This window comes from Martinezella rhizogenes (assembly GCF_027460065.1).
Lineage (GTDB): Bacteria > Pseudomonadota > Alphaproteobacteria > Rhizobiales > Rhizobiaceae > Agrobacterium > Agrobacterium rhizogenes_C.
Window position 1 is genome coordinate 958224 of the sequence record NZ_JAPYZZ010000001.1, and the last position, 23599, is coordinate 981822.

Consider the following 23599-nt stretch of genomic DNA (forward strand, 5'->3'; position numbering starts at 1 on the left):
CCTGCTGGTCAGAAGAGTTTGAGCCGGGTCTTGGGTTCGGCTTCCGCGCCTGACTTCTTGACGCCCGGATCATCCGGGGCGCCGCCGAAAAACGGCAAAGCTTCCCTCTTTTCAGCCGATACATCACTTGGCTTTGGCGGGTCGATTGTGGCTGGCTTTGTCTCTTTCTGCGGCGGCACGACCGCCTTTGTCTTGGCTTCAGCCTCCACGCCCGACTTCTTGACACCCGGATCATCAGGAGCACCGCCAAAAAAGGGCACGGCTTCCGCTTTTTCGGCCGACGCCTCTGTTTGCGGTGGGATGGCGATCGTGATGGGCTTTTTCTCTTTTTGCGATGGGACGACAGGCTTCATCTCGGCCCTCTGGGCCGGAGCAGGCTTCGCCTCAACTCTTGTTTCGGGTGGGGTTTCAACAATGATTGTCTTTGCCACTGGTTCAGCTTTGGCCGGTGCTGCCGCAATAGCGTTTTCGATCGTCAAATCTTCAACGGGTCCTTCAAGCTGACCAAACGGCGCTTTCCATTCGAAGGCGTCGAGACGACCGGTGACGGGAGACACCGGCAGCCATTTCTCAGAGACGATGCCATCGGCCACCCAGGCAGGATCACGCGGCGCGCGTAGCGCCTGTGCCATCCAATAGCGCACCCGGCCCTGATCACCGGTTTCGGCCTCTTCAATATCGGCCATCAGCAGGAAAATGCTTTCGCGCGGCTCGATCCGCGCGGCGGCTTCGGCTTTGGCCCGTGCCTTGGCGAATTCCTTGGCGTCGAGCGCTGCCTGCGCCACGGCGAACAGCGACTCGATATTGTTAGGTTTCAGGCTTTCCAGCCGCTCTGCGCGTTTCAGCCGGTCTATGGCGGTATCGCCGCTGCGGGCGCGGACATAAAGCTGGGCGATCTGCGGATGCGGATCGTTCTTCCACACGGGTTCCAGAACCGTTGCCGCCTTGCGCAGATTGTCTTCGCGCAGATAGGATTTTGCCGCGATCAGTGCTGCCGGAACGAGGCTCTTGGCAAGCTTGAGCGCGTGTTTGGCATCCTCGCGGGCACCCACGGGGTCGCTTTCCAGCTTTTCGCCGGCCTTGGCGGTAAGAAGCACCGCTCTTAGCCGCTCCGCCTCGCCGCGTTCGATGACGCTGGCCGCTCTCTGCTGGTCGAGCAGGCGGATGGCATCGTCCCATTGTCCGTTGCGACAACGGTTTTCCAGCGTCGCCTGTGCCGCCCAGGGCAGATAGGGTGCTTTTTCCGCCGCATCCTCGGCATATTGCTGGGCGGCTTCGTAGGCGCCCTGACGGCGCGCCTCGATATAAAGGCCGCGAAGGCCAAGTTCACGGGTCTCGGGATCGCGGGCCATGGCTTCGAATTTGCGCCGCGCCTCGTCATATTTGCCTTCGATCAGATCGGCCTGTGCATCGAGCAGATGGATCAGTGGTTCCTGATCGGCACTCAGCAGTCCCTGTGTACGGGCCGTCATCTTGCGGGCAAGAATGGCGTTGCCAGCACCGGCGGCAATGAGGCCGGTGGAGAGAGCCTGATAACCCCGGTCGCGCTTGCGGGCACGGAAATAACGGCGGGCGGCGTTGGGCGATGTCCAGATGGCGTTGACGACCCACCAGACCAGCATGACGGCGGCGACCAGCGCCGCAATGATGGAGGCGGCGACCATCAGGCTCATTTCGATCAGCTGGCCCTGCCAGACGATGGAAAGCACGCCCGGCCTGTCCGCCAGCCAGGAGAAACCGAAACCAAGCGCCAGAACGATAACGGCGAAAGTCAGAATTCTGGTCATGCGCTTACCCCTGCCTGCCGGTGCTGGTGATGGCACGGTTCAACGTGCCGCCCACGAGGTTTTCGACCTCGATACGCGCATCCAGAGATTTCTTGTAGTCCGCGGATGCCGTCTTGGCCGCCTCGGGAAGCCCGTTCCATTCAAGAGCCGCGCCCTGCAGATCGCCGTTGCGCAGCTTGTTCTCCATGCGTGCGATCATCGCGTCGGCTGTCTCACCCTCGATATTTCCGACCGGACGAACTTTCACCAGCGAGAAGGCGCTTTCGGTCAGGCGTTCCATGATGCCCTGATTGGGGTCGGGCTGGTTGATGGCCGACAGCATCGCATTGGCGATATCGGGGAATTTGTGGATCAGCTCTGAACGGGATGGCACACCGGTTGAGGCAAAGGATCGCAGCGATGCGATGGCCGGATCGTCAGGCGTGACCTTGGAGAGCGTGTCGAGTTCGGTGAGGAACGGTCCGCCGCGATCGATCGCTGCCTTCAGTGCGGCCGATGCAATCGCACGGGCGACTTCGATATCGTCGCGCGGCTCGTTGATCTTGGCTTCCGCATCCGCAAGGCGGCGCGTCAGTTCTGATGTGGCGGAGGCCTGCGCGGATCGCTCCGATTGCAGGGCAGCTTCCAGCGCAGTGATTTTTTCCGAAAGTCCATCCACCTGCGGCGCTTCACCCTTTGCCCCTTCCAGCCTAGCGATGCGCTGTTCCAGGGCCGATGTGTCTGCCGCCGGAGCATTGGCGAGCTGCTGCCGCAGACCGCCGAGATCGGATTTCAGCGCGGCGATTTCATCGCTTCCGGTTTTGCCCGCGTTAAAGGAAGGCAGGATACCCGCATATTGCATGCTGCCAGCGGCGGCCAGCGCCACGAGGCCGCCAACGATGCCGGCAGCGATCAGGCCCGAGGTTGCTGCCTGTTTACGCTCCGCCTCTTGCGGCGTGGAGGGTTTGGCCGGTCCAGATGAGGCGGTGGCTGCTGAGGGCTTTGCCGTGGCAGCGGCGCTGCCGGATGCGCTAGTGGAGGCTGTGGAGCCAAAGGTCGGCTTTGAGGAGGCTGCGGCAGCGGCAGCGGCGCTCGCCCCGTTGGCGCTCGTTGCCGGTTTGGCATCGGCTTTTGGCGGTGCTGCAGCTGGTGAAGCCGGCTCTTTTGGCTTGTCCACAGAGCTTTCTGCCTTCGGCGCGGAAGGTTCTACCTCCGTCTTGCCGACGTTGGGCTCAGGCTCGATAGGGGTTTTGTGCGGCTGATCCCAGACTGGCGGGGGATTGCCAGCTGTTGCTGCGGGCTTTGTTTCTGCAACGCTCGGCTCCGCCGTTGCGGCCGGCGTTTGGTCACCGGGCTTTTCCTCCGTCCTTGCAGCGTCCTCATCGGCGGAAATTGCTTTCACGTCTTTTGCGTCCAGGTCGATTGTGACCGGTTCGGCTTTGGACTTGGAGTGGCGTGGCGGCTTTCCCGATACCATGACAACCTCATTTCTGCCTGCAGTACTCTAAACCTAGTCAGTGACGGCGGCAAAGGAAAGAGGCGAGGTCGAATTAGGTTCCAGAGTTATGGTGCAGAAGTTCGAACATCGCGGCCTCGCTCGGCTCTTCGGCGGCCTTGGCATTTGAGCTGAAGATTTCCGGAACCAGAGAAAGCACATTGCGGCTGATGCAGATGAATTTTGTCGCGGTCAGCGCCGTCGCGTATTTATCCGTCGATGCATGACGGAAAAAAGCCCGCGCCGCTTCCGAGGAGTAAAGCAGGACTATATCGGCGGTCGTTTCGAGAAGCGTCGTTTCGAGCGTGTTTTCGGAAATATCCGAGGGCAGCATCTCGTAACAGTCGACCGTTCTGAAGGGAATGCCGGCAGCGGCAAGGCCTTCCTCGAAAACCGAGCCGCGTGGTCTGCCGGCGAGATAGAGCAAGGGTTCTTCCTCAGTCAAAAAAGCGCGGTGCTGTTTAACCAACGCGGTCAGACCCAGAGCATCTCCGGAGGCGGTGAATATTTGCTCGAAGCCGGTTTTTCTCGCCGCTTCCGCGGTTGCCCCGCCGACGGCGAAAAGCGGTTTTGACAGATAGGGGGCGAGTTGCTCTCCGGACGTTGCCATCGCCCGCAGGGCTTCCGCGCTGGTCACCGCGATGGCTCCAGCCGGATCGGACAGCGCCACCATGGCGCGTTCGCCATGATTGGAGGGGTAAAACAGCGGCAGAAGCACCGGCTCATGGCCGAGCGCTTCAAGCTTTGCGGCCGTCCTTTCGCCCGAACGCTGCGGCCGGGTGACGACGATGCGCATCGGCTCAGCTCCAGCCTTCGAAGAAATTGCTGCCCGCTTTGGCGCGCACCTCTTCGCCGGCCTTTTTCCCCAGTATCAACGCGTCCTTGCGGTTGCCGGAGATTTCGATGCCATGGCTTGTCTGGCCATCGGGGGTGAGGATCAGGCCGGAAAAATGCAAGTTATCGCCCTCGCAGGTGGCGTAACCGGCAATGGGGGTACGACAGGAACCGTCAAGCGCTGCCAGAAAGGCGCGCTCACAGGTCACGGCGTCATAAGTGGGCCTGTCGTTTATGGGAGCCAACAATTCATCCATGCGGGCGTCACCGATGCGGCTCTCGACCCCGATCGCGCCCTGGGCCGGAGCGGGGGGAAACTCTTTCGGATCGAGAATTTCCGTTGGCACATTGTCCTTGCCGAGCCGCTTCAGGCCCGCAAAGGCAAGAAGCGTCGCATCCGCCTGGCCTTCCTCCAGCTTGCGCAGACGAGTGTCGACCAGCCCGCGGAAAACGATGACGCGGAGATCCGGTCGCAGGCGGCGGATCAGTGCCTGGCGGCGCAGAGAGGCGGAGCCGACAACCGCGCCCTGCGGCAGCTCCAGAAGCTTCGGTGCCGTGCGGCCGATGAAGGCGTCGCGCATGTCTTCACGCGGCAGGAAGGCGGAGAGATGCAGGCCTTCGGGCAAAACCGTCGGCATGTCCTTGGAGGAGTGCACGGCAATATCGAGTTCGCCGGACAGAAGCTGGTTTTCCAGTTCCTCCGTGAACAGGCCCTTGCCGCCGATTTCCGACAAGGCGCGGTCGGTAATCCGGTCGCCCTTGGTGGACAGCACGACGATCTCGAACATCTCTTCCGGCAGACCATGCGCCGCCATCAACCGGCTGCGGGTCTCATAAGCCTGTGCGAGCGCCAGCGGGCTGCCGCGCGTGCCGATTCGGAAAGGTTTTGTTTGCATCCGCGTCTATCCATTGTTACCGGAGTTGTCTTAGACCAACTCCGCGCATGATCGCAATGAACGAACAGATTTGATGACCCCCTTTCTTCGTATCCTCGGCATAGAGACAAGCTGTGACGAAACCGCTGCATCCATTGTGGTTCGGCATGCGGACGGGCGTGGCGAGATCGTCTCCGACGTCGTTTTGTCGCAGCTTGAGGAACACAGTGCCTATGGCGGCGTGGTGCCGGAAATTGCTGCGCGCGCCCATGTCGAGGCGCTGGACACGCTGGTGGAAGAAGCGCTGGAACAGGCGGGCGTCACCCTTGCCGATGTCGATGCCATTGCCGCCACCTCCGGCCCCGGTCTCATTGGCGGCCTGCTGGTGGGCCTGATGACCGGGAAGGCCATCGCCAAGGCGGCCGGCAAACCGCTTTACGCCATCAACCATCTGGAGGGCCATGCGCTGACGGCGCGGCTGACCGATGGCCTGTCTTTCCCCTATCTAATGCTGCTGGTTTCCGGCGGTCATACCCAGCTGGTGCTGGTGCGCGGCGTCGGCGACTATGAGCGCTGGGGCACCACGATCGATGACGCTTTGGGTGAAGCTTTCGACAAGACCGCGAAACTTCTGGGTCTGCCCTATCCCGGCGGGCCAGCGGTCGAGAAGGCGGCAGCGAAGGGTGACCCGAACCGGTTTCCACTGCCGCGTCCGATGGTCGGCGAAACCCGTTTGGATTTTTCCTTCTCCGGCCTGAAGACGGCGGTGCGGCAGGCGGCGACCGCCATCGCGCCGCTTTCGGAGCAGGATATTGCCGATATCTGCGCCTCCTTCCAGAAGGCGGTGTCGCGCACTCTGAAAGACCGGATCGGCCGTGGCCTTGCGCGTTTCAAAGAAGAATTTCCGCATCTCAATGGAGAACCGGCTCTTGTCGTGGCCGGTGGCGTAGCCGCCAACCAGGAAATCCGCCAGACCCTGCAGGCACTTTGCGATACACACGGCTTCCGCTTCGTCGCGCCGCCGCACCGGCTTTGCACCGATAATGCTGCGATGATCGCCTGGGCGGGGCTGGAGCGCATGGCGGAGGGCAGGCAAGCCGATGCGCTTGAGGTCGCGCCACGCTCTCGCTGGCCGCTTGACGGTAGCGCGGAGACGTTGATCGGTTTCGGCAAAAGGGGAGCGAAGGCCTGATGCAGCGGGAAAAAATCGTCGTTATCGGCGCCGGTGCCTTCGGAACCGCGCTTGCCGTCGTCATCGCGCTGGAAAACCGGCATGACGTGACCCTGCTTGGCCGCGATCCATCACTGATGGCCGATCTGCGGAGCGACCGCGTGCACGAGGCCGCCCTGCCGGGTGTGGAGCTGCCGGATGCACTTGAATTCTCGGCCGAGCCGGACGTGCTGGCTGGCGCCAGTATCGTGTTGTTCGCCATGCCCTCGCAGGCCCATGCCGACGCCGCCCGTCATTATGGCCCTTATCTGGCTAACGACTCTATCATTGTCACCTGCGCCAAGGGTATCGACCGCAGCTCCGGTCGTCTGCTGACGGAACTTCTGGAGGCGGAACTGCCGCATCATCCGATTGCGGTCCTTTCCGGTCCGGGATTTGCGGCAGATATCGCGCGCGGCTTGCCGACCGCCATGGCGATTGCGGCGGAGGATGCGGCAGTTGCCGAACGGCTGGCGACCACGATTTCCGGCAGGACCTTCCGGCTTTATGCCTCGACCGACCGCATCGGCGTGCAGCTTGGCGGGGCGTTGAAGAATGTTCTCGCCATCGCCGCCGGCATTGTCGAAGGCGCGGGGCTTGGCGATTCCGCCCGGGCGGCGCTGATTTCGCGCGGGCTTGCCGAAATGTCTCGTCTCATCGTCGCCATGGGCGGCAAGGCGGATACGGTGCGCGGACTTTCCGGCCTTGGTGATCTGGTGCTGACGGCCACCAGCCACCAGTCGCGCAACCTGCGTTTCGGCATCGCGCTTGGCCGGGGTGAGGGCAAGGACATGTCCGGCGGGCTGGTGGAGGGCGCCTTTGCGGCAGCCGTTGCCGCCCGGCTCGGCGAGTATCACGCAATCGACATGCCGGTTACCGAAGCGGTGGCCGCCATTATCGATGGCAATCTGGATGTGGCGAGCGCCATGCAACAATTGATGACACGGCCCATCACCACTGAATGAATGTTGGCCGACCATAAGGAGACGACAATGCTGTTTGCCTTTATCTGCAAGGACAAGCCCGGCCATCTGAGTGTGCGCATGGAAACGCGCCCCGCCCATCTGGAACATCTGAACAAGCTGAATGCCGAGGGCACGCTGAAGATCGCCGGCCCGTTTCTGGATGCCGAAGGCAAGCCGAATGGCAGCCTTGTCATCGTGGAAGCTGCCGATATCGATGCGGCAAAGGCTCTCGCCGAGGCTGATCCCTATGCCAAGGCCGGCCTGTTCGAAAGCGTGGACGTGAAGCCCTATAACTGGGTCTTCAACAATCCGGGAGCGTGACCGGAGATGGCGAATTACTGGCTGTACAAGTCCGAGCCGTTCAAGTGGTCCTGGGAAATGCAGAAGGCCAAGGGCGAGGCCGGTGAAGAATGGACCGGTGTGCGCAACTATCAGGCCCGCAACAACATGCGCGCCATGAAGATCGGCGACAAAGGTTTCTTCTATCACTCCAATGAGGGGCTTGATGTCGTCGGTATCGTCGAAGTCTGTGCCTTGTCGCATCCGGATTCGACTGCGGAGGGTGATCTGAAGTGGGATTGCGTTGATATCCGCGCCGTCTGCGATATGCCTCAACCGGTTTCCCTGAAAGATGTGAAGGCAAACCCGAAGCTGGAGAAGATGTCGCTCGTCACTTCCATGCGGCTTTCCGTGCAGCCGGTGACGGAAGAGGAATATCTTGAGGTCTGCCGCATGGGCAACCTCGCCAATCCGCCGAAATCGCCGGACTGATGTTTCGGTGAGGACTGATCCCGAACGCTTCATTTTCGACAATACCGGTGTCATGCGCCCGCCGCATGTACCGGAATTGCGTCTTCATCTTGCCACCGAGGCGCACGAGCTTTGGCTGAAGACGGAGGATGAGCTGGAAGAGATCGGCCTGCCGCCGCCCTTCTGGGCCTTCGCCTGGGCGGGCGGGCAGGGGCTTGCCCGCTATGTTCTCGATCATCCTGAGAGCGTTTGCGGCAGGCGTGTGCTGGATTTCGCCAGCGGCTCCGGTCTGGTTGCCATCGCCGCGGCAAAGGCCGGTGGAGCCAAGGTCCTCGCTGCCGATATCGATCCGTGGACGGAAACGGCCATTCGGTTGAATGCGGCGCTCAATGGCGTGGATATCAGCTTTACGGGGTTCGACCTCGTCGGCAAGCCGGTCGATGCCGATGTCCTCTTGGCTGGCGACGTGTTCTATGACCGCGCCTTTGCCGATCTTCTCGTGCCGTGGTTTCTGGAGTTGACGGAGAAGGGTGTGAGCGTGCTTGTCGGCGATCCGGGGCGAGCCTATCTGCCCAAAGAACGCCTTCGCGCCGAGGCGACCTATCAGGTACCGGTGACGCGGGCGCTGGAAGACAGCGAAGTGAAGAAGACCACGGTGTGGCGTTTTATCTGATCAGGGCCTGATGATGCAGACGCCATGTTCGTAGGCGCAGGCATCGTCTGCGTTTTCGGCATGGACAGAGATGATTTTCGCCTTGGGCGCAAGTTGCAGAGCCGCTCGATCCGTAATACCTTTTCGCGAAAATCCGCTGCTGATCGCGAAATAATTGCCGTTTCCGCGCACACGCAGTGCCGATATGCCGCCGACATAGGTGCCGCCGGGGAGGGCGGATGGCAACCCATCGGTAGAGAAGCTTACTTCGGATTGATGATGCCGATATGGGTGGCGACCATAAAAATCCTCTGCTGCTGCCGGTTGCACGAAGGTTAAAATGACGCCTGCGACCATCATGGTCAGGGCGGCGATTCGGCGCTGTAACATGAGCCTCATGCTCCGGTTTTATTGGTTAACCAATCGTAAATTACACCTTTTCTGAATTACGTAAAGGTAAATATTTTGAGGGCGTAAATCTTGGAAACGCTCGATTTTTTATTTTGACATGAAAAAATCCAAAAAAAATTCGTGAACCAATCGATTAAATTCGAATCGGTCATGAAATGTGCTTGTGATGACGCCCCCATGTGATTAAACGTCGCGGTTGGTGCAATGCACATTCTTTCGTCATGTGCTGTTGCTTGGGGGCGCCCGGTTTGATGGGCGCACGGGAAAACGCCGCGAGGTTCTGATGGCGAATGTGACAAATAACCGGCCTCTGTCGCCGCATCTTCAAATTTACAAGCCTATCCCGACGATGGTTGCATCCATCGTGCACCGCATCACTGGCGGGGCGCTTTATTTCGGGACGCTACTGGTCGCCTGGTGGCTGATCGCGCTCGCATCGGGCCCTGCCTATTACGACTGGGTCAGCTGGGCGATGGGCACGATCATCGGCAGGCTCATCCTGATCGGCTATACTTGGGCTCTGGTTCACCACATGCTGGGCGGCCTTCGCCATTTCATGTGGGATCTGGGTCATGGCTTCGACAAGCACTTTACCACCAAGCTGGCAAAGGCCTCGTGGGTCGCGTCGATCTGTCTGACCGCGCTGATCTGGGTCATTGTCCTGATCGTGCGCTGAGGAGATTTTTCATGGATATGCGTACACCTCTCGGAAAGGTTCGCGGTCTCGGCTCCGCCAAGGAAGGTACCGACCATTTCCTGCGCCAGCGCGTCACCGCGGTCGCCAACGTTCCGCTGCTGATCTTCTTCGTGATCTTCCTCATCAAATATGCCGGCGCGCCCTATCCGGAAGTCGTCGCCGCGCTGTCGAACCCGCTCGTTGCGGTCATCATGGCTCTGGTGCTGGTTTCCGGCCTCATTCACATGAAGCTCGGCATGCAGGTCATCATCGAAGACTACGTTCACGCCGAGGTTTCGAAGCTCGTTCTTCTGATGCTCAATACGTTTTTCGCGGTTCTGATTGGCGGTCTTTCCATCTTCGCCATTCTGAAAATCGCATTCGCAGGATAAGTCCGCCATGGCATCGATCAGTTCACCTTCCCAGAATGGCAAGGCCTACACCTATGTCGATCACTCCTATGACGTGATCGTGGTGGGCGCCGGTGGCGCGGGTCTGCGCGCAACGCTCGGCATGGCGGAACAGGGTTTCCGCACGGCCTGCATCACCAAGGTTTTCCCGACCCGCTCTCACACGGTTGCGGCGCAGGGCGGTATTGCCGCATCGCTCACCAACATGACGCCCGACTGTTGGCAGTGGCACCTTTACGACACCGTAAAGGGTTCCGACTGGCTGGGGGACGTCGATGCGATGCAATATCTCGCCATGGAAGCGCCGAAGGCGGTCTATGAGCTTGAGCATTACGGCGTGCCTTTCTCGCGTAACGAAGAAGGCAAGATCTACCAGCGCCCCTTCGGCGGCCACATGCAGAATTACGGTGAAGGCCCGCCGGTGCAGCGCACCTGTGCTGCCGCTGACCGTACCGGCCACGCCATTCTGCACACGCTTTATGGCCAGTCGCTGCGCAACAATGCGGAATTCTTCATCGAATATTTCGCGCTCGACCTCATCATGGCGCCAGACGGCCGTTGCACGGGCGTCGTTGCCTGGAACCTCGATGACGGCACGATCCATCGCTTCTCCGCCAAGATGGTGGTGCTGGCGACCGGCGGTTACGGCCGCGCCTACTTCTCCGCAACCTCGGCCCACACCTGCACCGGTGACGGCGGCGGCATGATTGCCCGTGCCGGCCTGCCGCTTCAGGACATGGAATTCGTACAGTTCCACCCGACCGGCATTTATGGCGCAGGCTGCCTGATTACCGAAGGCGCGCGCGGCGAAGGCGGTTATCTTGTCAACTCCGAAGGCGAGCGCTTCATGGAGCGTTATGCGCCATCGGCGAAGGATCTTGCCTCGCGTGACGTTGTCTCTCGTTGCATGACGATGGAAATCCGTGAAGGCCGCGGCGTCGGCAAGAACAAGGACCACATCTTCCTGCATCTCGATCACCTCGATCCTGCGATCCTGCATGAGCGTCTTCCGGGCATTTCCGAAAGCGCCAAGATTTTCGCCGGCGTCGATGTGACGCGCGAGCCGATCCCGGTCCTGCCGACGGTTCACTACAATATGGGCGGTATTCCCACCAACTATTGGGGTGAAGTGCTGAATGCCGATGCCAACAACCCGGAGCGCATCGCGCCCGGCCTGATGGCTGTCGGCGAAGCCGGTTGCGCCTCTGTTCATGGTGCGAACCGCCTCGGCTCCAACTCGCTGATCGACCTTGTGGTCTTCGGCCGCGCCGCCGCCATTCGCGCCGCGCAGGTCATCGACCGCGATGCGCCGGTTCCCGCGCTCGACATTGCTGCCTGCGACAAGATCATGGAACGTTTCGACAGCCTGCGTTTTGCCAACGGCTCCACGCCGACGGCGGTGCTGCGCGACAAGATGCAGCGCGCCATGCAGGACGATGCGGCCGTGTTCCGCACGCAGGAATCGCTGGAAAGCGGTTGCCAGCGTCTGTCGGCTATCTGGAAGGAGCTGCCGGACGTCAAGGTCACCGACCGTTCGATGGTCTGGAACTCCGATCTGGTCGAAACGCTTGAGCTGCACAATCTGATGGCCAACGCGATCACCACGGTCTATGGCGCGGAAGCGCGCAAGGAAAGCCGCGGCTCGCACGCCCGTGAGGATTTCGTCGATGGTCCGTTCGCCGGTCGCGACGATGTGAACTGGCGCAAGCACACGCTTGCCTGGGTCAGTCCCGAAGGCGACGTCAAGCTCGACTATCGCCCGGTTCACACCGACCTGATCGCCGACGGCATTGATCCGAAAAAGATCGAGCCGAAGGCGCGCGTCTACTGATTTGAGGAACTGGACATGGTTGAACTCGCTCTCCCCAAGAATTCCCAGATCAACGAAGGCAAGGTCTGGCCGAAGCCTGATGGTGCCAAGAATGTGCGCGAATACCGCATCTATCGCTGGAACCCGGATGACGGCCAAAACCCGCGCATCGATACCTATTATATCGATGTCGACGATTGCGGCCCGATGGTTCTCGATGCGCTTCTCTACATCAAGAACAACATCGACCCGACGCTGACGCTACGCCGCTCCTGCCGCGAAGGCATTTGCGGTTCCTGCGCGATGAATATCGACGGCACCAATACGCTCGCCTGCACCAAGGGCATGGAAGAGATCAACGGCACGGTGAAGGTTTATCCGCTGCCGCATATGCCTGTTGTGAAGGACCTCGTTCCCGATCTGTCGAACTTTTATGCCCAGCATCGCTCCATCGAGCCCTGGCTGAAGACTGTTTCGCCGACGCCCGCCAAGGAATGGAAACAGAGCCATGAGGATCGTCTGAAGCTGGATGGTCTTTACGAGTGCATTCTGTGCGCCTGCTGCTCCACCTCCTGTCCCAGCTACTGGTGGAATGGTGACCGTTATCTCGGCCCCGCCGTTCTGCTGCAGGCCTATCGCTGGCTGATCGACAGCCGTGATGAGGCGACTGGCGAGCGTCTCGATAATCTCGAGGATCCCTTCCGCCTTTATCGTTGCCACACCATCATGAACTGCGCGCAGGCCTGCCCGAAGGGTTTGAACCCGGCCAAGGCGATCGCGGAAATCAAGAAGATGATGGTCGAGCGTCGCGTCTAACGGCGATTCGTTTGAGAGAGAAAATCTATCCGGCCGCGGTCTCGATCGCGGCTCTTTTTACAACCGGGCCTGGGAAAATTCGGTAAAAATCGACCGAAATGGTAATTATCCCTGCCATCGCTTGCACGAGATAAGGCTTTGGTAATAATTCAGCCTTCTTGTTTGGTCATGGTTTTTCCTGAAGCGAGAGAATCGGGAGCTTGATATGCAATTCAGATATGTGGTGACGGGCCTTGCGGTTGTGATGAGCCTTGCCGGTTGCCAACGTACCTCCTACGATTACAACAATAACGGCAGCAACAATCCCGGTTATACGCCGCCGTTGCAGGCGCAGCCGGTGCCCTCGGTTCAGTCCGGCGCATTGCCGCCGCCCGGTGGCGCTTCCAGCAGCCAGTTCCCATCGGCGCCTGCATCCGCAGCACCTGGCGGCGTAAATGTCGCCTCTGCCGCCCCACCGGCAGCGGCGCTTGATGTGACGAAGGAATCCATGGTCGGCAACTGGCGCGTTTCCAATGGCGGCGCCAATTGCGACATGTTCCTGACGCTCACCAACCTCGGCAGCGGTTCGCGTGGCGGCACGCGCGGTTGCTCGGGCGAGCTAACGGCAATGGGCTCCTGGGAAGTGTCCGGCAAGATGGTTCTCTTCAAGAACCGTTCGGGTGACACGATTGGCCGCGTCTACAAGAGCGCCGATGCGCGCTTCGACGGCACGACCAATAGCGGCCAGCCGCTCAGCCTCAGCCGATGAGCATGTCCGGTGCAGCCGGATCGCTTTCCTTGTTCTGAGCCATTCCATTCCTCGCGGGTGCCTTGCTGCGCCCGCGACCGGGGCGTTTTCCCATGAAGCCATTGCCTGATTACAATCATAGTGTCGTTGAGCAGCTCAACGCATTGACGGCAACTGGCACATTGCAGGCCGATGCCGCCCAGCTTGGCGTTGCGGCCCATCTCGACCGCATTCTTGCTGATCTGAAGGCACGCAAGCCCGCCAGGAAAACGAGCGCCCTCGGATGGATGTTCGCCCGAAAGTCCGGCCCGGCAAAGACGGTCAAGGGATTGTATGTCTATGGAAGCGTCGGTCGCGGCAAGACCATGTTGATGGACATGTTCTACGAGATGGCGCCCGTCTCGTCCAAACGGCGTTGCCACTTCCATGAATTCATGGCGGATGTGCATAATCGAGTGCATGCGCACCGGCAGAAACTGAAGAATGGCGAGACCAAACAGGCCGATCCCATTCCGCCCGTCGCCGCCCAGCTTCTGGCGGAAGCAGAACTTCTTTGCTTCGACGAGTTCACCGTTACGGATATTGCCGATGCGATGATCCTCGCCCGGCTGTTCACCGAGCTTTTCGCCAATGGCTGCACATTGGTGACGACCTCCAACGTTGTGCCTGACAATCTCTACAAGGACGGGCTCAATCGCGGCCTGTTTCTGCCCTTCGTCGATCTGCTGAAGAAGTATGTGGATGTGGTGACGCTGGACAGCCCCACCGATTACCGAATGGAGAAGCTGGAAAGCCTGCCGGTCTACGTGACGCCGCTCGACGGTTCAGCGGATCAGGCGATGGACATGGCATGGCGGCATATGATTGCCGGTCATCTCGTTGCGCCGACCGAGATCGCCATGAAGGGCCGTTCCATTCTCGTGCCCCGCGCCAGCGGCCGGGTTGCCCGCTTTTCCTTTTCCGACCTTTGTGAAAAGCCGCTTGGAGCTTCCGACTTTCTCGCCATTGCCAACCGTTTCGATACGGTCTTCATCGATCACATTCCGCTCCTGAACGCGGACAAGCGTAATGAGACCAAACGTTTCATCATCCTCATCGATGCGCTTTACGATCACAGCGTCAGGCTTTTCGCCTCTGCCGCAGCCATGCCGGAAGATCTGCTCGGCAAGCGCAAGGGGACCGAGGGTTTCGAATTCGATCGCACGGCCTCGCGTCTGTTTGAAATGCGCAGCGCGGATTATCTGGCGTTGCACCACGAGAAGCGCCAGAAAGTTTGACACTTTCGTGACGCATTTTCTTACGTTTACGTAAGAAAATATTGATCTAAACGATTGAAAATATTCATCACAAAAGAATCTGTTGCCAATTTTGGCCAATGGGGCTAATCGAAGTGCGACAATTTGGCTGCCGGTTTGGCGCGGTGAAATTGAATTGAAGCTCAAGAGGAAGCATTCGATGTCTCGCAAAAAGATTGCACTTATTGGTTCTGGCATGATCGGCGGCACACTGGCGCATCTCGCCAGCCTGAAGGAACTGGGCGATATCGTCCTCTTCGATATTGCCGACGGTATCCCGCAGGGCAAGGGTCTGGATATTGCCCAGTCCGGCCCGGTTGAAGGCTTCAATGCAAAGCTCACCGGTGCTTCCGATTACGCCGCCATCGAAGGCGCGGACGTCTGCATCGTCACCGCCGGTGTTGCCCGCAAGCCCGGCATGAGCCGCGACGATCTTCTGGGCATCAACCTCAAGGTCATGGAACAGGTCGGTGCCGGCATCAAGAAATATGCCCCGAACGCTTTCGTGATCTGCATCACCAACCCGCTCGACGCCATGGTCTGGGCGCTGCAGAAGTTCTCCGGCCTGCCGAAGAACAAGGTCGTCGGCATGGCCGGCGTTCTCGACAGCGCACGCTTCCGCCTGTTCCTTGCCGAAGAATTCAACGTTTCGGTTCAGGACGTCACGGCTTTCGTTCTCGGCGGCCATGGCGACACGATGGTGCCGCTCGCCCGTTATTCCACCGTTGGCGGCATTCCGCTCACCGATCTCGTCAAGATGGGCTGGCTGACCGCCGAGCGCCTTGAGCAGATCATCCAGCGCACCCGTGACGGCGGTGCTGAAATCGTCGGCCTGCTGAAGACCGGTTCGGCCTATTATGCGCCGGCCGCTTCGGCGATCGAAATGGCTGAATCCTACCTCAAGGACAAGAAGCGCGTTCTGCCCGCCGCTGCCCACTTGTCGGGTCAGTACGGCGTTGACGACATGTATGTCGGCGTGCCCACCATCATCGGTGCCGGCGGTATCGAGCGCATCATCGAGATCGAACTGAACAAGGAAGAAGAAGCCGCCTTCCAGAAATCCGTCGGCGCTGTCGCTGGTCTTTGCGAAGCCTGCGTCAACATCGCTCCGTCGCTGAAGTAATATTTCAAGCGGCTCCAAACAGGGATTATTCCATGAATATTCACGAATATCAGGCCAAGGCTCTTCTGAAGGGCTACGGTGCGCCGGTTGCTGAAGGCGTCGCCATCCTCAAGGTCGAAGAAGCCGAAGCTGCCGCAAAGCAGCTTCCCGGCCCGCTCTACGTCGTCAAGAGCCAGATCCATGCTGGCGGTCGCGGCAAGGGCAAGTTCAAAGAACTCGGCCCCGACGCCAAGGGCGGCGTTCGTCTGGCGAAGTCGATCGACGAAGTCGTCTCCCATTCGCGCGACATGCTCGGCAACACGCTGGTAACAGCCCAGACGGGCGATGCCGGCAAGCAGGTCAACCGCCTCTACATCGAAGACGGCGCCGACATTGCCCGCGAACTTTACTGCTCGCTGCTGGTTGACCGTTCGGTCGGTCAGGTCGCTTTCGTGGTTTCCACCGAAGGCGGCATGGATATCGAAGCTGTCGCCCACGACACGCCGGAAAAGATCCATACCATCGCCATCAACCCGGAAAAGGGTGTGAGCGACGCTGACGTTGCCGCGATCTCCAAGGCTCTCGAGCTTGAGGGTGCTGCAGCCGAAGACGCAAAGTCGCTGTTCCCGATCCTCTACAAGGCCTTCAACGAGAAGGACATGGCTCTCCTTGAGGTTAACCCGCTGATCGTCATGGAAAATGGCCATCTGCGCGTTCTCGACGCCAAGATGTCCTTCGACGGCAACGCGCTGTTCCGCCATGAAGACGTCAAGGCGCTGCGCGACGAGACCGAAGAAGACGCCAAGGAAATCGAAGCCTCCAAGTGGGACCTCGCTTACGTGGCGCTCGACGGCAACATCGGCTGCATGGTCAATGGTGCAGGTCTTGCCATGGCGACGATGGACATCATCAAGCTTTACGGCAAAGAGCCGGCTAACTTCTGCGACGTCGGCGGCGGCGCCGGCAAGGAGAAGGTTGCGGCAGCCTTCAAGATCATCACGGCTGACCCGAAGGTCGAGGGCATCCTCGTCAACATCTTCGGCGGCATCATGAAGTGCGACGTCATCGCCGAAGGCGTTATCGCCGCGGTGAAGGAAGTCGGTTTGCAGGTTCCGCTCGTTGTTCGCCTCGAAGGCACCAACGTCGAACTTGGCAAGAAGCTCCTGAACGAATCTGGCCTTGCGATTACGGCTGCTGACGATCTGGACGACGCAGCCAAGAAGATCGTCGCGGCGATCAACGGCTAATTGAGGGACCGGAAATAATGTCTATTCTTGTTAATAAAGACACGAAGATCCTTGTTCAGGGTCTGACCGGCAAGACCGGTACCTTCCACACCGAACAGGCGCTTGCCTACTACGGCACGCAGATGGTCGGCGGTATTCACCCGAAGAAGGGTGGCGAAACCTGGACCGGTTCCAAGGGCGAAAGCCTGCCGATCTTCGCAACGGTTGCCGAAGCCAAGGAAAAGACCGGTGCAGATGCATCCGTGATCTATGTTCCGCCGGCAGGTGCCGCTGACGCCATCATCGAAGCCATCGAAGCGGAAATCCCGTTCATCACCTGCATCACCGAAGGTATTCCGGTGATGGACATGGTGCGTGTCAAGGCCCGCCTCGACCGTTCGAAGTCGCGCCTGCTCGGCCCGAACTGCCCTGGCATCATGACGCCGGAAGAATGCAAGATCGGCATCATGCCGGGCTCCATCTTCCGCAAGGGTTCGGTCGGTATCGTTTCGCGCTCCGGCACGCTCACCTATGAAGCCGTGTTCCAGACATCCAATGAAGGCCTCGGCCAGACGACGGCTGTCGGCATCGGCGGCGACCCGGTCAAGGGCACCGAGTTCATCGACATCCTGGAAATGTTCCTCGCCGACGAAGCCACGCAGTCGATCATCATGATCGGCGAAATCGGCGGCTCGGCTGAAGAAGATGCGGCGCAGTTCCTGATCGACGAAGCCAAGAAGGGCCGCAAGAAGCCGATGGCCGGCTTCATCGCGGGCCGTACGGCTCCGAAGGGCCGCACCATGGGCCACGCCGGCGCTGTCGTTTCCGGCGGCAAGGGCGATGCAGAGTCCAAGATCGCTGCCATGGAAGCAGCCGGCATCAAGGTATCGCCTTCCCCGGCGCGCCTCGGCAAGACACTGGTTGAAGTCCTCAAGGGCTGAGACCACATGAGACCGGTAACGGGCGGCGCGGCTTTATCGCTGCGCTGCCCGATGCCGCAAAGACGATAGACAGAACGGCATACCGCCCTGGCGGCAGACAGCAATAATCAAAGCGGCAGGCTGGTCAAACGGCCCTAACGGCATCGAGGAGGCGGACGGACAAGTCCGCAGGAACGAAAATGGCAAGGCAAGAAGCGAACGAGCAGTTTCAGATCACGTCGTTTCTGGACGGCGCGAATGCAGCCTATATCGAGCAGCTCTATGCCCGGTACGAAGAGGATCCCTCTTCGGTGTCGCCGGAGTGGCAGAGCTTCTTCAAGGCGTTGTCCGATAATCCGGAAGATGTGAAGAAGGCGGCCAAGGGCGCCTCCTGGAAGCGTGCCAACTGGCCGATCCCGGCGAATGGCGAACTGGTCTCCGCACTCGACGGTAACTGGGCCACGGTCGAAAAGGCCATCGAGAAAAAGGTTCAGGCGAAGGCTGAAGCTAAGAGCGCCGATACCGGCAAGCCCGTCAGCGAAGCGGAAGTGCTGCAAGCGACCCGTGACAGCGTTCGCGCCATCATGATGATCCGCGCCTACCGCATGCGCGGCCACCTGCATGCCAAGCTCGATCCGCTCGGCATCGCCAGCGCCGTCGAAGATTACAATGAGCTTTCGCCGAAGTCCTACGGCTTCGAGGAAAGCGATTACGACCGCAAGATTTTCATCGATAACGTGCTCGGCCTCGAATATGCGAGCGTGCGCGAGATGGTCGAGATTCTCGAGCGCACCTATTGCTCGACGCTCGGCGTCGAATTCATGCACATGTCCAACCCGGAAGAAAAGGGCTGGATCCAGGAGCGTATCGAAGGCCCGGACAAGGGTGTGGACTTCACGCCTGAGGGCAAGAAGGCCATTCTGTCCAAGCTGGTCGAGGCCGAAGGTTACGAGCAGTTCCTCGACGTGCGTTTCAAGGGCACCAAGCGTTTCGGCCTCGATGGCGGTGAATCGCTGATCCCGGCGCTGGAACAGATCATCAAGCGCGGCGGCCAGGAAGGCCTGGAAGAAGTCGTTCTCGGCATGGCCCACCGTGGCCGCCTGAACGTCCTGACCAACGTCATGGGCAAGCCGCACCGCGCCGTGTTCCACGAATTCAAGGGCGGTTCGTTCAAGCCCGACGATGTCGAGGGTTCGGGCGACGTGAAGTACCATCTCGGTGCCTCCTCCGACCGCGAATTCGACGGCAACAAGGTCCACCTGTCGCTGACGGCCAACCCGTCGCACCTTGAAATCGTCAACCCTGTCGTCATGGGCAAGGCGCGCGCCAAGCAGGACCAGCTGGCCAAGCAGTGGGACGGCGACATCATTCCGCTTTCCGAACGCGCCAAGGTGCTGCCGCTGCTTCTGCACGGTGATGCCGCTTTTGCGGGTCAGGGCGTGGTTGCCGAAATTCTCGGCCTGTCCGGCCTGCGCGGTCACCGGGTTGCCGGCACCATGCACTTCATCATCAACAACCAGATCGGTTTCACGACCAATCCGGCCTTCTCGCGCTCGTCGCCTTACCCGTCGGACGTCGCCAAGATGATCGAAGCGCCGATCTTCCACGTCAATGGTGACGATCCGGAAGCGGTTGTCTATGCCGCGAAGGTCGCGACCGAATACCGCATGAAGTTCCACAAGCCTGTCGTCGTCGACATGTTCTGTTACCGCCGCTTCGGCCATAACGAAGGCGACGAGCCGGCGTTCACGCAGCCGAAGATGTACAAGGTTATTCGTGGCCACAAGACTGTCGCCCGCATCTATGCCGACCGTCTGATTGCCGAAGGTCTGATCACCGAAGGCGATTTCGAGAAGGTGAAGGCGGACTGGCGCGCCCATCTCGAGCAGGAGTTCGAGGCAGGCCAGTCCTACAAGCCCAACAAGGCCGACTGGCTGGATGGTCAGTGGTCCGGCCTGCGCGCTGCCGACAATGCCGATGAGCAGCGTCGCGGCAAGACCGGCGTGCCGATGAAGCAGCTGAAGGAAATCGGCAAGAAACTGTCGACCATTCCGGAAGGTTTCACCGCGCACCGCACGATCCAGCGCTTCATGGAAAACCGCTCGCAGATGATCGAGACGGGTGAAGGCATCGACTGGGCAATGGCGGAAGCTCTGGCTTTCGGTTCGCTTGTCGTTGACGGCCACAAGATCCGTCTTTCCGGTCAGGATTGCGAACGCGGCACCTTCTCGCAGCGCCACTCGGTTCTCTACGATCAGGAAACCGAAGAGCGTTACATCCCGCTTGCCAATCTCGCCCCGACGCAGGCCCGTTACGAAGTCATCAACTCGATGCTTTCGGAAGAAGCCGTTCTCGGCTTCGAATATGGCTACTCGCTTGCCCGCCCGAATGCGCTGACACTGTGGGAAGCCCAGTTCGGTGACTTCGCCAACGGTGCCCAGGTGGTGTTCGACCAGTTCATCTCCTCGGGTGAACGCAAGTGGCTGCGCATGTCCGGTCTCGTCTGCCTTCTGCCGCATGGTTATGAAGGTCAGGGTCCGGAACATTCGTCCGCCCGTCTGGAACGCTGGCTGCAGATGTGCGCGGAAGACAACATGCAGGTCGCCAATGTGACGACGCCTGCCAACTACTTCCATATCCTGCGCCGCCAGATGAAGCGTGACTTCCGCAAGCCGCTGATCCTGATGACGCCGAAGTCGTTGCTGCGCCACAAGCGCGCCACCTCGTCTCTGGCGGAGCTGGCCGGCGAGTCCTCCTTCCACCGTCTCCTCTGGGACGATGCTGAAGTCATCAAGGATGGCCCGATCAAGCTGCAGAAGGACGCGAAGATCCGTCGCGTCGTCATGTGCACCGGCAAGGTCTATTACGATCTTCTCGAAGAGCGTGAAAAGCGCGGTATCGACGACGTCTACCTGCTGCGCGTCGAACAGCTTTATCCGTTCCCGGCAAAGGCGCTCATCAACGAGCTTTCCCGTTTCCGCCACGCGGAAATGGTCTGGTGCCAGGAAGAGCCGAAGAACATGGGTTCGTGGTCGTTCATCGATCCTTACCTGGAATGGGTTCTGGCGCATATCGACGCCAAGTACCGGAAGGTCCGTTACACGGGCCGTCCGGCTGCCGCCTCTCCGGCGACCGGCCTGATGTCCAAGCATCTGGCGCAGCTTGCTGCGTTCCTGGAAGACGCGCTGGGAGAGTGAAAACTCTCCCGCATCGCCCCGTAAAAAAGACACCCGAATAACGGAACTAGATCATGGCCACTGAAATCCGCGTACCAACCCTCGGCGAATCCGTCAGCGAAGCGACCGTCGGCACCTGGTTCAAGAAGGTCGGCGATACCGTCAAGGCCGACGAACCGCTCGTTGAACTGGAAACCGACAAGGTTACCGTCGAAGTCCCGGCACCCGCTTCCGGCGTGCTGACCGAAATCGTTGCGCAGAACGGCGAGACCGTTGGTCTCGACGCGCTTCTCGGCCAGATCGCCGAAGGTGCTGCCGGTGCTGCGACTTTGGCACCTGCGGCAAAACCTGCTACGCCCGCCGCCGCACCGGCACCCGCCGCCGCCGTAGCCGCCGCTCCGGCTGGCAGCGCCATGCCGCCGGCACCTGCCGCTGGCAAGCTGCTTGCTGAAAACAACCTGTCCGCCGATCAGGTCGACGGTTCGGGCAAGCGTGGTCAGGTTCTGAAGGGCGACGTTCTTGCCGCTGTCGCCAAGGGCGTTTCGGCACCAGCCGCTGCACCTGCTCCGGTTGCAGCCCCCCGTCCGGTTTCGGCCGAGCAGGATCAGGTTCGCGAAGAGCGCGTCAAGATGACCCGTCTGCGCCAGACCATCGCCCGCCGCCTGAAGGATGCGCAGAACACTGCCGCCATGCTCACCACCTATAATGAGGTGGACATGAGCGCGGTTATGGACCTTCGCAACCGCTACAAGGACGTGTTCGAGAAGAAGCACGGCGTCAAGCTCGGCTTCATGGGTTTCTTCACCAAGGCCGTGACCCACGCGCTGAAGGAACTGCCGGCCGTTAATGCTGAAATCGACGGCACGGACATCATCTACAAGAACTATTGTCACGTCGGCATGGCTGTCGGTACCGACAAGGGTCTCGTTGTTCCGGTTATCCGCGATGCCGACCAGCTCTCCATCGCCGGTGTTGAAAAGGAACTCGGTCGTCTCGCCAAGGCAGCCCGTGACGGTTCGCTCGGCATGGCCGACATGCAGGGCGGCACCTTCACCATCACCAATGGTGGTGTTTACGGTTCGCTGATGTCTTCACCGATCCTCAACGCACCGCAGTCGGGCATTCTCGGCATGCACAAGATCCAGGAGCGTCCGGTCGCCATCGGCGGTCAGGTCGTCATCCGTCCGATGATGTATCTTGCGCTCTCCTACGATCACCGTATCGTTGACGGCAAGGAAGCCGTGACCTTCCTCGTGCGCGTCAAGGAAAGCCTGGAAGATCCGGAACGTCTGGTTCTCGATCTTTAATCGGTCTTGCTTTTCATTTCAGCGGGGGTTCAAGTGAAGCCCCGCTGAAAGACTACCCGGGAGAGCAGACGTGCAGCCGACATTTCTCGCCGCTTCGCCTTTTTTGCCGCTTATCGGTCTAAGCGTTCTTCTTCTCGTCGTGCATGTCCTGTTGCAGGGGATGACGGCGACCAGAGAATTGGGGCGCGAATGGAATGCCGGTCCGAGAGACGGTGAGCAGAAGCCACAGGGCAAGCTCTCCGGTCGCGCTTCGCGCGCATCGGCGAATTTCCGGGAGACCTATCCGGCTTTTCTGGCACTGGCTTTCGGCGTTATCATGGCGGGCGATCCGGCCGGACTTGCGCTTATTGGCGCGTGGCTGTGGTTGATCTGCCGCATCATCTATATTCCGCTCTATCTGGCAGGCGTGCCCTATATCCGGTCTTTCGTCTGGTTGGGTTCAATGCTTGGACTTGTGCTGATGTTTGTCGTGTTGATGTTCTGAGGTCTGATGTGGTGCACCAATATCTTATCGAACTGACCTCGCTGATGGCCATTTTCGCTTTCGCAATTGTATCGCCGGGCGCCGACCTTGCGATGGTCATGCGCCAGGCCATGGTGCATGGACGCAAGCAGGCCATCATCACAAGCTTCGGCGTCGGAACATCGCTGATGTTCCATGTTACCTATACGATCCTTGGACTTGGCCTCATCATTTCCCAGTCGATTTATCTCTTCAACATCGTCAAATGGCTCGGTGTTGCCTATCTGATCTATATCGGCATCAAGGCGCTGCGCGCCGGCAAGACCGAATTGCCGACGGCGGAAGGTGGTGAGGACGGCGTTCGAGCCAAAAGCGACCAGACCGGGCTCAAGGCCTTCACGCTCGGTTTTGCCGCAAACGCGCTCAATCCCAAACCGGTGTTCTTCTTCCTGTCGATCTTTTCGACGGTGGTTCATGCGCATACGCCTGTTGGCATCAAATTCGGATACGGCCTTGTCATGGCAAGCTGCCTTATCCTGTGGTTCGTTGGCGTCAGCCTGTTCATGACGACGCCGCGCATGCGCGCCGCATTTCAGCGCGCCAGCCAATGGATCGACCGCACCAGTGGCGTGGTCTTCATCGCTCTCGGTATAAAACTCGCAACGGAAAAAGCGGCCTGAGTTTCAGGTCAAATGGAAGCAGGGCTATGATCC

General features: G+C 60.0%; 23 protein-coding genes. 18 read left to right on the forward strand and 5 right to left on the reverse strand.

The window, feature by feature from the left end; all coding sequences use genetic code 11:
• Positions 1-8 precede the first annotated feature (8 nt).
• From O8B93_RS04570 to hemC, 4 genes are all read right to left on the reverse strand, one after another.
• On the reverse strand, positions 9-1787 hold the full coding sequence (locus O8B93_RS04570; protein WP_269708575.1) for a heme biosynthesis protein HemY: 1779 nt from the start codon (positions 1785-1787) through the stop codon (positions 9-11).
• A 4-nt stretch (positions 1788-1791) separates the two neighbouring features.
• On the reverse strand, positions 1792-3243 hold the full coding sequence (locus O8B93_RS04575) for a COG4223 family protein (protein ID WP_269708576.1): 1452 nt from the start codon (positions 3241-3243) through the stop codon (positions 1792-1794).
• A gap of 73 nt (positions 3244-3316) precedes the next feature.
• The gene (locus O8B93_RS04580) at positions 3317-4057 is read right to left on the reverse strand and encodes a uroporphyrinogen-III synthase (protein ID WP_269708577.1); all 741 of its coding nucleotides are present in this window, start codon (positions 4055-4057) and stop codon (positions 3317-3319) included.
• A gap of 4 nt (positions 4058-4061) precedes the next feature.
• Positions 4062-4991, reverse strand: coding sequence for a hydroxymethylbilane synthase (gene hemC, locus O8B93_RS04585; RefSeq protein ID WP_269708578.1), 930 nt, complete (start codon positions 4989-4991; stop codon positions 4062-4064).
• Positions 4992-5064: 73 nt separating this feature from the next.
• Here hemC and tsaD point away from each other — a divergent pair, with 73 nt between their 5' ends.
• From tsaD to O8B93_RS04610, 5 genes are read left to right on the forward strand one after another with little or no spacing between them, the layout of a single operon-like run.
• Positions 5065-6162, forward strand: a complete 1098-nt coding sequence (gene tsaD / locus O8B93_RS04590; protein WP_269708579.1) for a tRNA (adenosine(37)-N6)-threonylcarbamoyltransferase complex transferase subunit TsaD — start codon at positions 5065-5067, stop codon at positions 6160-6162.
• Positions 6162-7145: an NAD(P)H-dependent glycerol-3-phosphate dehydrogenase gene (locus tag O8B93_RS04595; RefSeq protein WP_269708580.1), complete on the forward strand. Its 984-nt coding sequence runs from the start codon at positions 6162-6164 to the stop codon at positions 7143-7145. Before tsaD ends, O8B93_RS04595 begins: the two co-directional genes overlap by 1 nt.
• Positions 7146-7172: 27 nt before the next feature.
• Positions 7173-7466, forward strand: coding sequence for a YciI-like protein (locus O8B93_RS04600; RefSeq protein WP_269708581.1), 294 nt, complete (start codon positions 7173-7175; stop codon positions 7464-7466).
• A gap of 6 nt (positions 7467-7472) precedes the next feature.
• Positions 7473-7916, forward strand: a complete 444-nt coding sequence (locus O8B93_RS04605) for an EVE domain-containing protein (protein WP_003504993.1) — start codon at positions 7473-7475, stop codon at positions 7914-7916.
• A 7-nt stretch (positions 7917-7923) separates the two neighbouring features.
• Positions 7924-8568 carry a class I SAM-dependent methyltransferase gene (locus O8B93_RS04610; protein WP_269708582.1) on the forward strand — a complete coding sequence of 215 codons (645 nt, stop codon included), beginning with the start codon at positions 7924-7926 and terminating at the stop codon, positions 8566-8568.
• Here O8B93_RS04610 and O8B93_RS04615 read toward each other — a convergent pair whose 3' ends face one another.
• On the reverse strand, positions 8569-8937 hold the full coding sequence (locus O8B93_RS04615) for a hypothetical protein (protein ID WP_269708583.1): 369 nt from the start codon (positions 8935-8937) through the stop codon (positions 8569-8571). It lies immediately after the preceding gene.
• A gap of 304 nt (positions 8938-9241) precedes the next feature.
• Between O8B93_RS04615 and sdhC the strand changes: the two genes are divergently transcribed.
• The 13 genes from sdhC (at position 9242) to O8B93_RS04680 (ending at position 23566) form a co-directional block, all read left to right on the forward strand.
• Entirely contained in the window at positions 9242-9634 is a 393-nt protein-coding gene (gene sdhC / locus O8B93_RS04620) for a succinate dehydrogenase, cytochrome b556 subunit (RefSeq protein WP_174009399.1), read from the forward strand.
• Positions 9635-9645: 11 nt separating this feature from the next.
• Positions 9646-10026 (forward strand): succinate dehydrogenase, hydrophobic membrane anchor protein, encoded by a 381-nt coding sequence (sdhD, locus tag O8B93_RS04625; RefSeq protein WP_269708584.1) that lies wholly within the window; start codon positions 9646-9648, stop codon positions 10024-10026.
• Between the two features lie 7 nt (positions 10027-10033).
• Positions 10034-11875 carry a succinate dehydrogenase flavoprotein subunit gene (sdhA, locus tag O8B93_RS04630; RefSeq protein WP_269708585.1) on the forward strand — a complete coding sequence of 614 codons (1842 nt, stop codon included), beginning with the start codon at positions 10034-10036 and terminating at the stop codon, positions 11873-11875.
• Between the two features lie 15 nt (positions 11876-11890).
• Entirely contained in the window at positions 11891-12670 is a 780-nt protein-coding gene (locus tag O8B93_RS04635; protein ID WP_052818754.1) for a succinate dehydrogenase iron-sulfur subunit, read from the forward strand.
• A 205-nt stretch (positions 12671-12875) separates the two neighbouring features.
• A complete protein-coding gene (locus tag O8B93_RS04640) occupies positions 12876-13418 on the forward strand; it encodes a protease inhibitor Inh/omp19 family protein (RefSeq protein WP_269708587.1) in 543 nt (180 codons plus the stop codon).
• Positions 13419-13510: 92 nt separating this feature from the next.
• Positions 13511-14674, forward strand: a complete 1164-nt coding sequence (gene zapE / locus O8B93_RS04645; RefSeq protein ID WP_269708588.1) for a cell division protein ZapE — start codon at positions 13511-13513, stop codon at positions 14672-14674.
• Positions 14675-14852: 178 nt separating this feature from the next.
• Complete coding sequence (gene mdh, locus O8B93_RS04650) at positions 14853-15815, forward strand: malate dehydrogenase (RefSeq protein ID WP_269708589.1); 963 nt, start codon at positions 14853-14855, stop codon at positions 15813-15815.
• A gap of 32 nt (positions 15816-15847) precedes the next feature.
• The gene (sucC, locus tag O8B93_RS04655) at positions 15848-17041 is read left to right on the forward strand and encodes an ADP-forming succinate--CoA ligase subunit beta (RefSeq protein WP_269708590.1); all 1194 of its coding nucleotides are present in this window, start codon (positions 15848-15850) and stop codon (positions 17039-17041) included.
• A gap of 17 nt (positions 17042-17058) precedes the next feature.
• Positions 17059-17961: a succinate--CoA ligase subunit alpha gene (sucD, locus tag O8B93_RS04660; protein WP_046799538.1), complete on the forward strand. Its 903-nt coding sequence runs from the start codon at positions 17059-17061 to the stop codon at positions 17959-17961.
• A gap of 179 nt (positions 17962-18140) precedes the next feature.
• On the forward strand, positions 18141-21137 hold the full coding sequence (locus O8B93_RS04665; RefSeq protein WP_269708591.1) for a 2-oxoglutarate dehydrogenase E1 component: 2997 nt from the start codon (positions 18141-18143) through the stop codon (positions 21135-21137).
• A 53-nt stretch (positions 21138-21190) separates the two neighbouring features.
• The gene (odhB, locus tag O8B93_RS04670) at positions 21191-22423 is read left to right on the forward strand and encodes a 2-oxoglutarate dehydrogenase complex dihydrolipoyllysine-residue succinyltransferase (RefSeq protein ID WP_269708592.1); all 1233 of its coding nucleotides are present in this window, start codon (positions 21191-21193) and stop codon (positions 22421-22423) included.
• 70 nt (positions 22424-22493) lie between these two features.
• Positions 22494-22907, forward strand: a complete 414-nt coding sequence (locus O8B93_RS04675) for an MAPEG family protein (RefSeq protein ID WP_269708593.1) — start codon at positions 22494-22496, stop codon at positions 22905-22907.
• An 11-nt stretch (positions 22908-22918) separates the two neighbouring features.
• On the forward strand, positions 22919-23566 hold the full coding sequence (locus O8B93_RS04680) for a LysE family translocator (RefSeq protein WP_035258084.1): 648 nt from the start codon (positions 22919-22921) through the stop codon (positions 23564-23566).
• Positions 23567-23599 lie beyond the last annotated feature (33 nt).

Bases quoted from the DNA above. Each gene is read 5' to 3' on its own strand.
- O8B93_RS04665 (WP_269708591.1), top strand. From the start codon at position 18,141: ATGGCAAGGCAAGAAGCGAACGAGCAGTTTCAGATCACGTCGTTTCTG.
- O8B93_RS04640 (WP_269708587.1), top strand. From the start codon at position 12,876: ATGCAATTCAGATATGTGGTGACGGGCCTTGCGGTTGTGATGAGCCTT.
- O8B93_RS04615 (WP_269708583.1), bottom strand. From the start codon at position 8,937: ATGTTACAGCGCCGAATCGCCGCCCTGACCATGATGGTCGCAGGCGTC.
- hemC (WP_269708578.1), bottom strand. From the start codon at position 4,991: ATGCAAACAAAACCTTTCCGAATCGGCACGCGCGGCAGCCCGCTGGCG.
- mdh (WP_269708589.1), top strand. From the start codon at position 14,853: ATGTCTCGCAAAAAGATTGCACTTATTGGTTCTGGCATGATCGGCGGC.
- O8B93_RS04595 (WP_269708580.1), top strand. From the start codon at position 6,162: ATGCAGCGGGAAAAAATCGTCGTTATCGGCGCCGGTGCCTTCGGAACC.
- O8B93_RS04605 (WP_003504993.1), top strand. From the start codon at position 7,473: ATGGCGAATTACTGGCTGTACAAGTCCGAGCCGTTCAAGTGGTCCTGG.
- tsaD (WP_269708579.1), top strand. From the start codon at position 5,065: ATGACCCCCTTTCTTCGTATCCTCGGCATAGAGACAAGCTGTGACGAA.
- O8B93_RS04600 (WP_269708581.1), top strand. From the start codon at position 7,173: ATGCTGTTTGCCTTTATCTGCAAGGACAAGCCCGGCCATCTGAGTGTG.
- sucC (WP_269708590.1), top strand. From the start codon at position 15,848: ATGAATATTCACGAATATCAGGCCAAGGCTCTTCTGAAGGGCTACGGT.
- sdhA (WP_269708585.1), top strand. From the start codon at position 10,034: ATGGCATCGATCAGTTCACCTTCCCAGAATGGCAAGGCCTACACCTAT.
- O8B93_RS04580 (WP_269708577.1), bottom strand. From the start codon at position 4,057: ATGCGCATCGTCGTCACCCGGCCGCAGCGTTCGGGCGAAAGGACGGCC.
- sdhC (WP_174009399.1), top strand. From the start codon at position 9,242: ATGGCGAATGTGACAAATAACCGGCCTCTGTCGCCGCATCTTCAAATT.
- O8B93_RS04635 (WP_052818754.1), top strand. From the start codon at position 11,891: ATGGTTGAACTCGCTCTCCCCAAGAATTCCCAGATCAACGAAGGCAAG.
- O8B93_RS04575 (WP_269708576.1), bottom strand. From the start codon at position 3,243: ATGGTATCGGGAAAGCCGCCACGCCACTCCAAGTCCAAAGCCGAACCG.
- sdhD (WP_269708584.1), top strand. From the start codon at position 9,646: ATGGATATGCGTACACCTCTCGGAAAGGTTCGCGGTCTCGGCTCCGCC.
- zapE (WP_269708588.1), top strand. From the start codon at position 13,511: ATGAAGCCATTGCCTGATTACAATCATAGTGTCGTTGAGCAGCTCAAC.
- odhB (WP_269708592.1), top strand. From the start codon at position 21,191: ATGGCCACTGAAATCCGCGTACCAACCCTCGGCGAATCCGTCAGCGAA.
- O8B93_RS04570 (WP_269708575.1), bottom strand. From the start codon at position 1,787: ATGACCAGAATTCTGACTTTCGCCGTTATCGTTCTGGCGCTTGGTTTC.
- sucD (WP_046799538.1), top strand. From the start codon at position 17,059: ATGTCTATTCTTGTTAATAAAGACACGAAGATCCTTGTTCAGGGTCTG.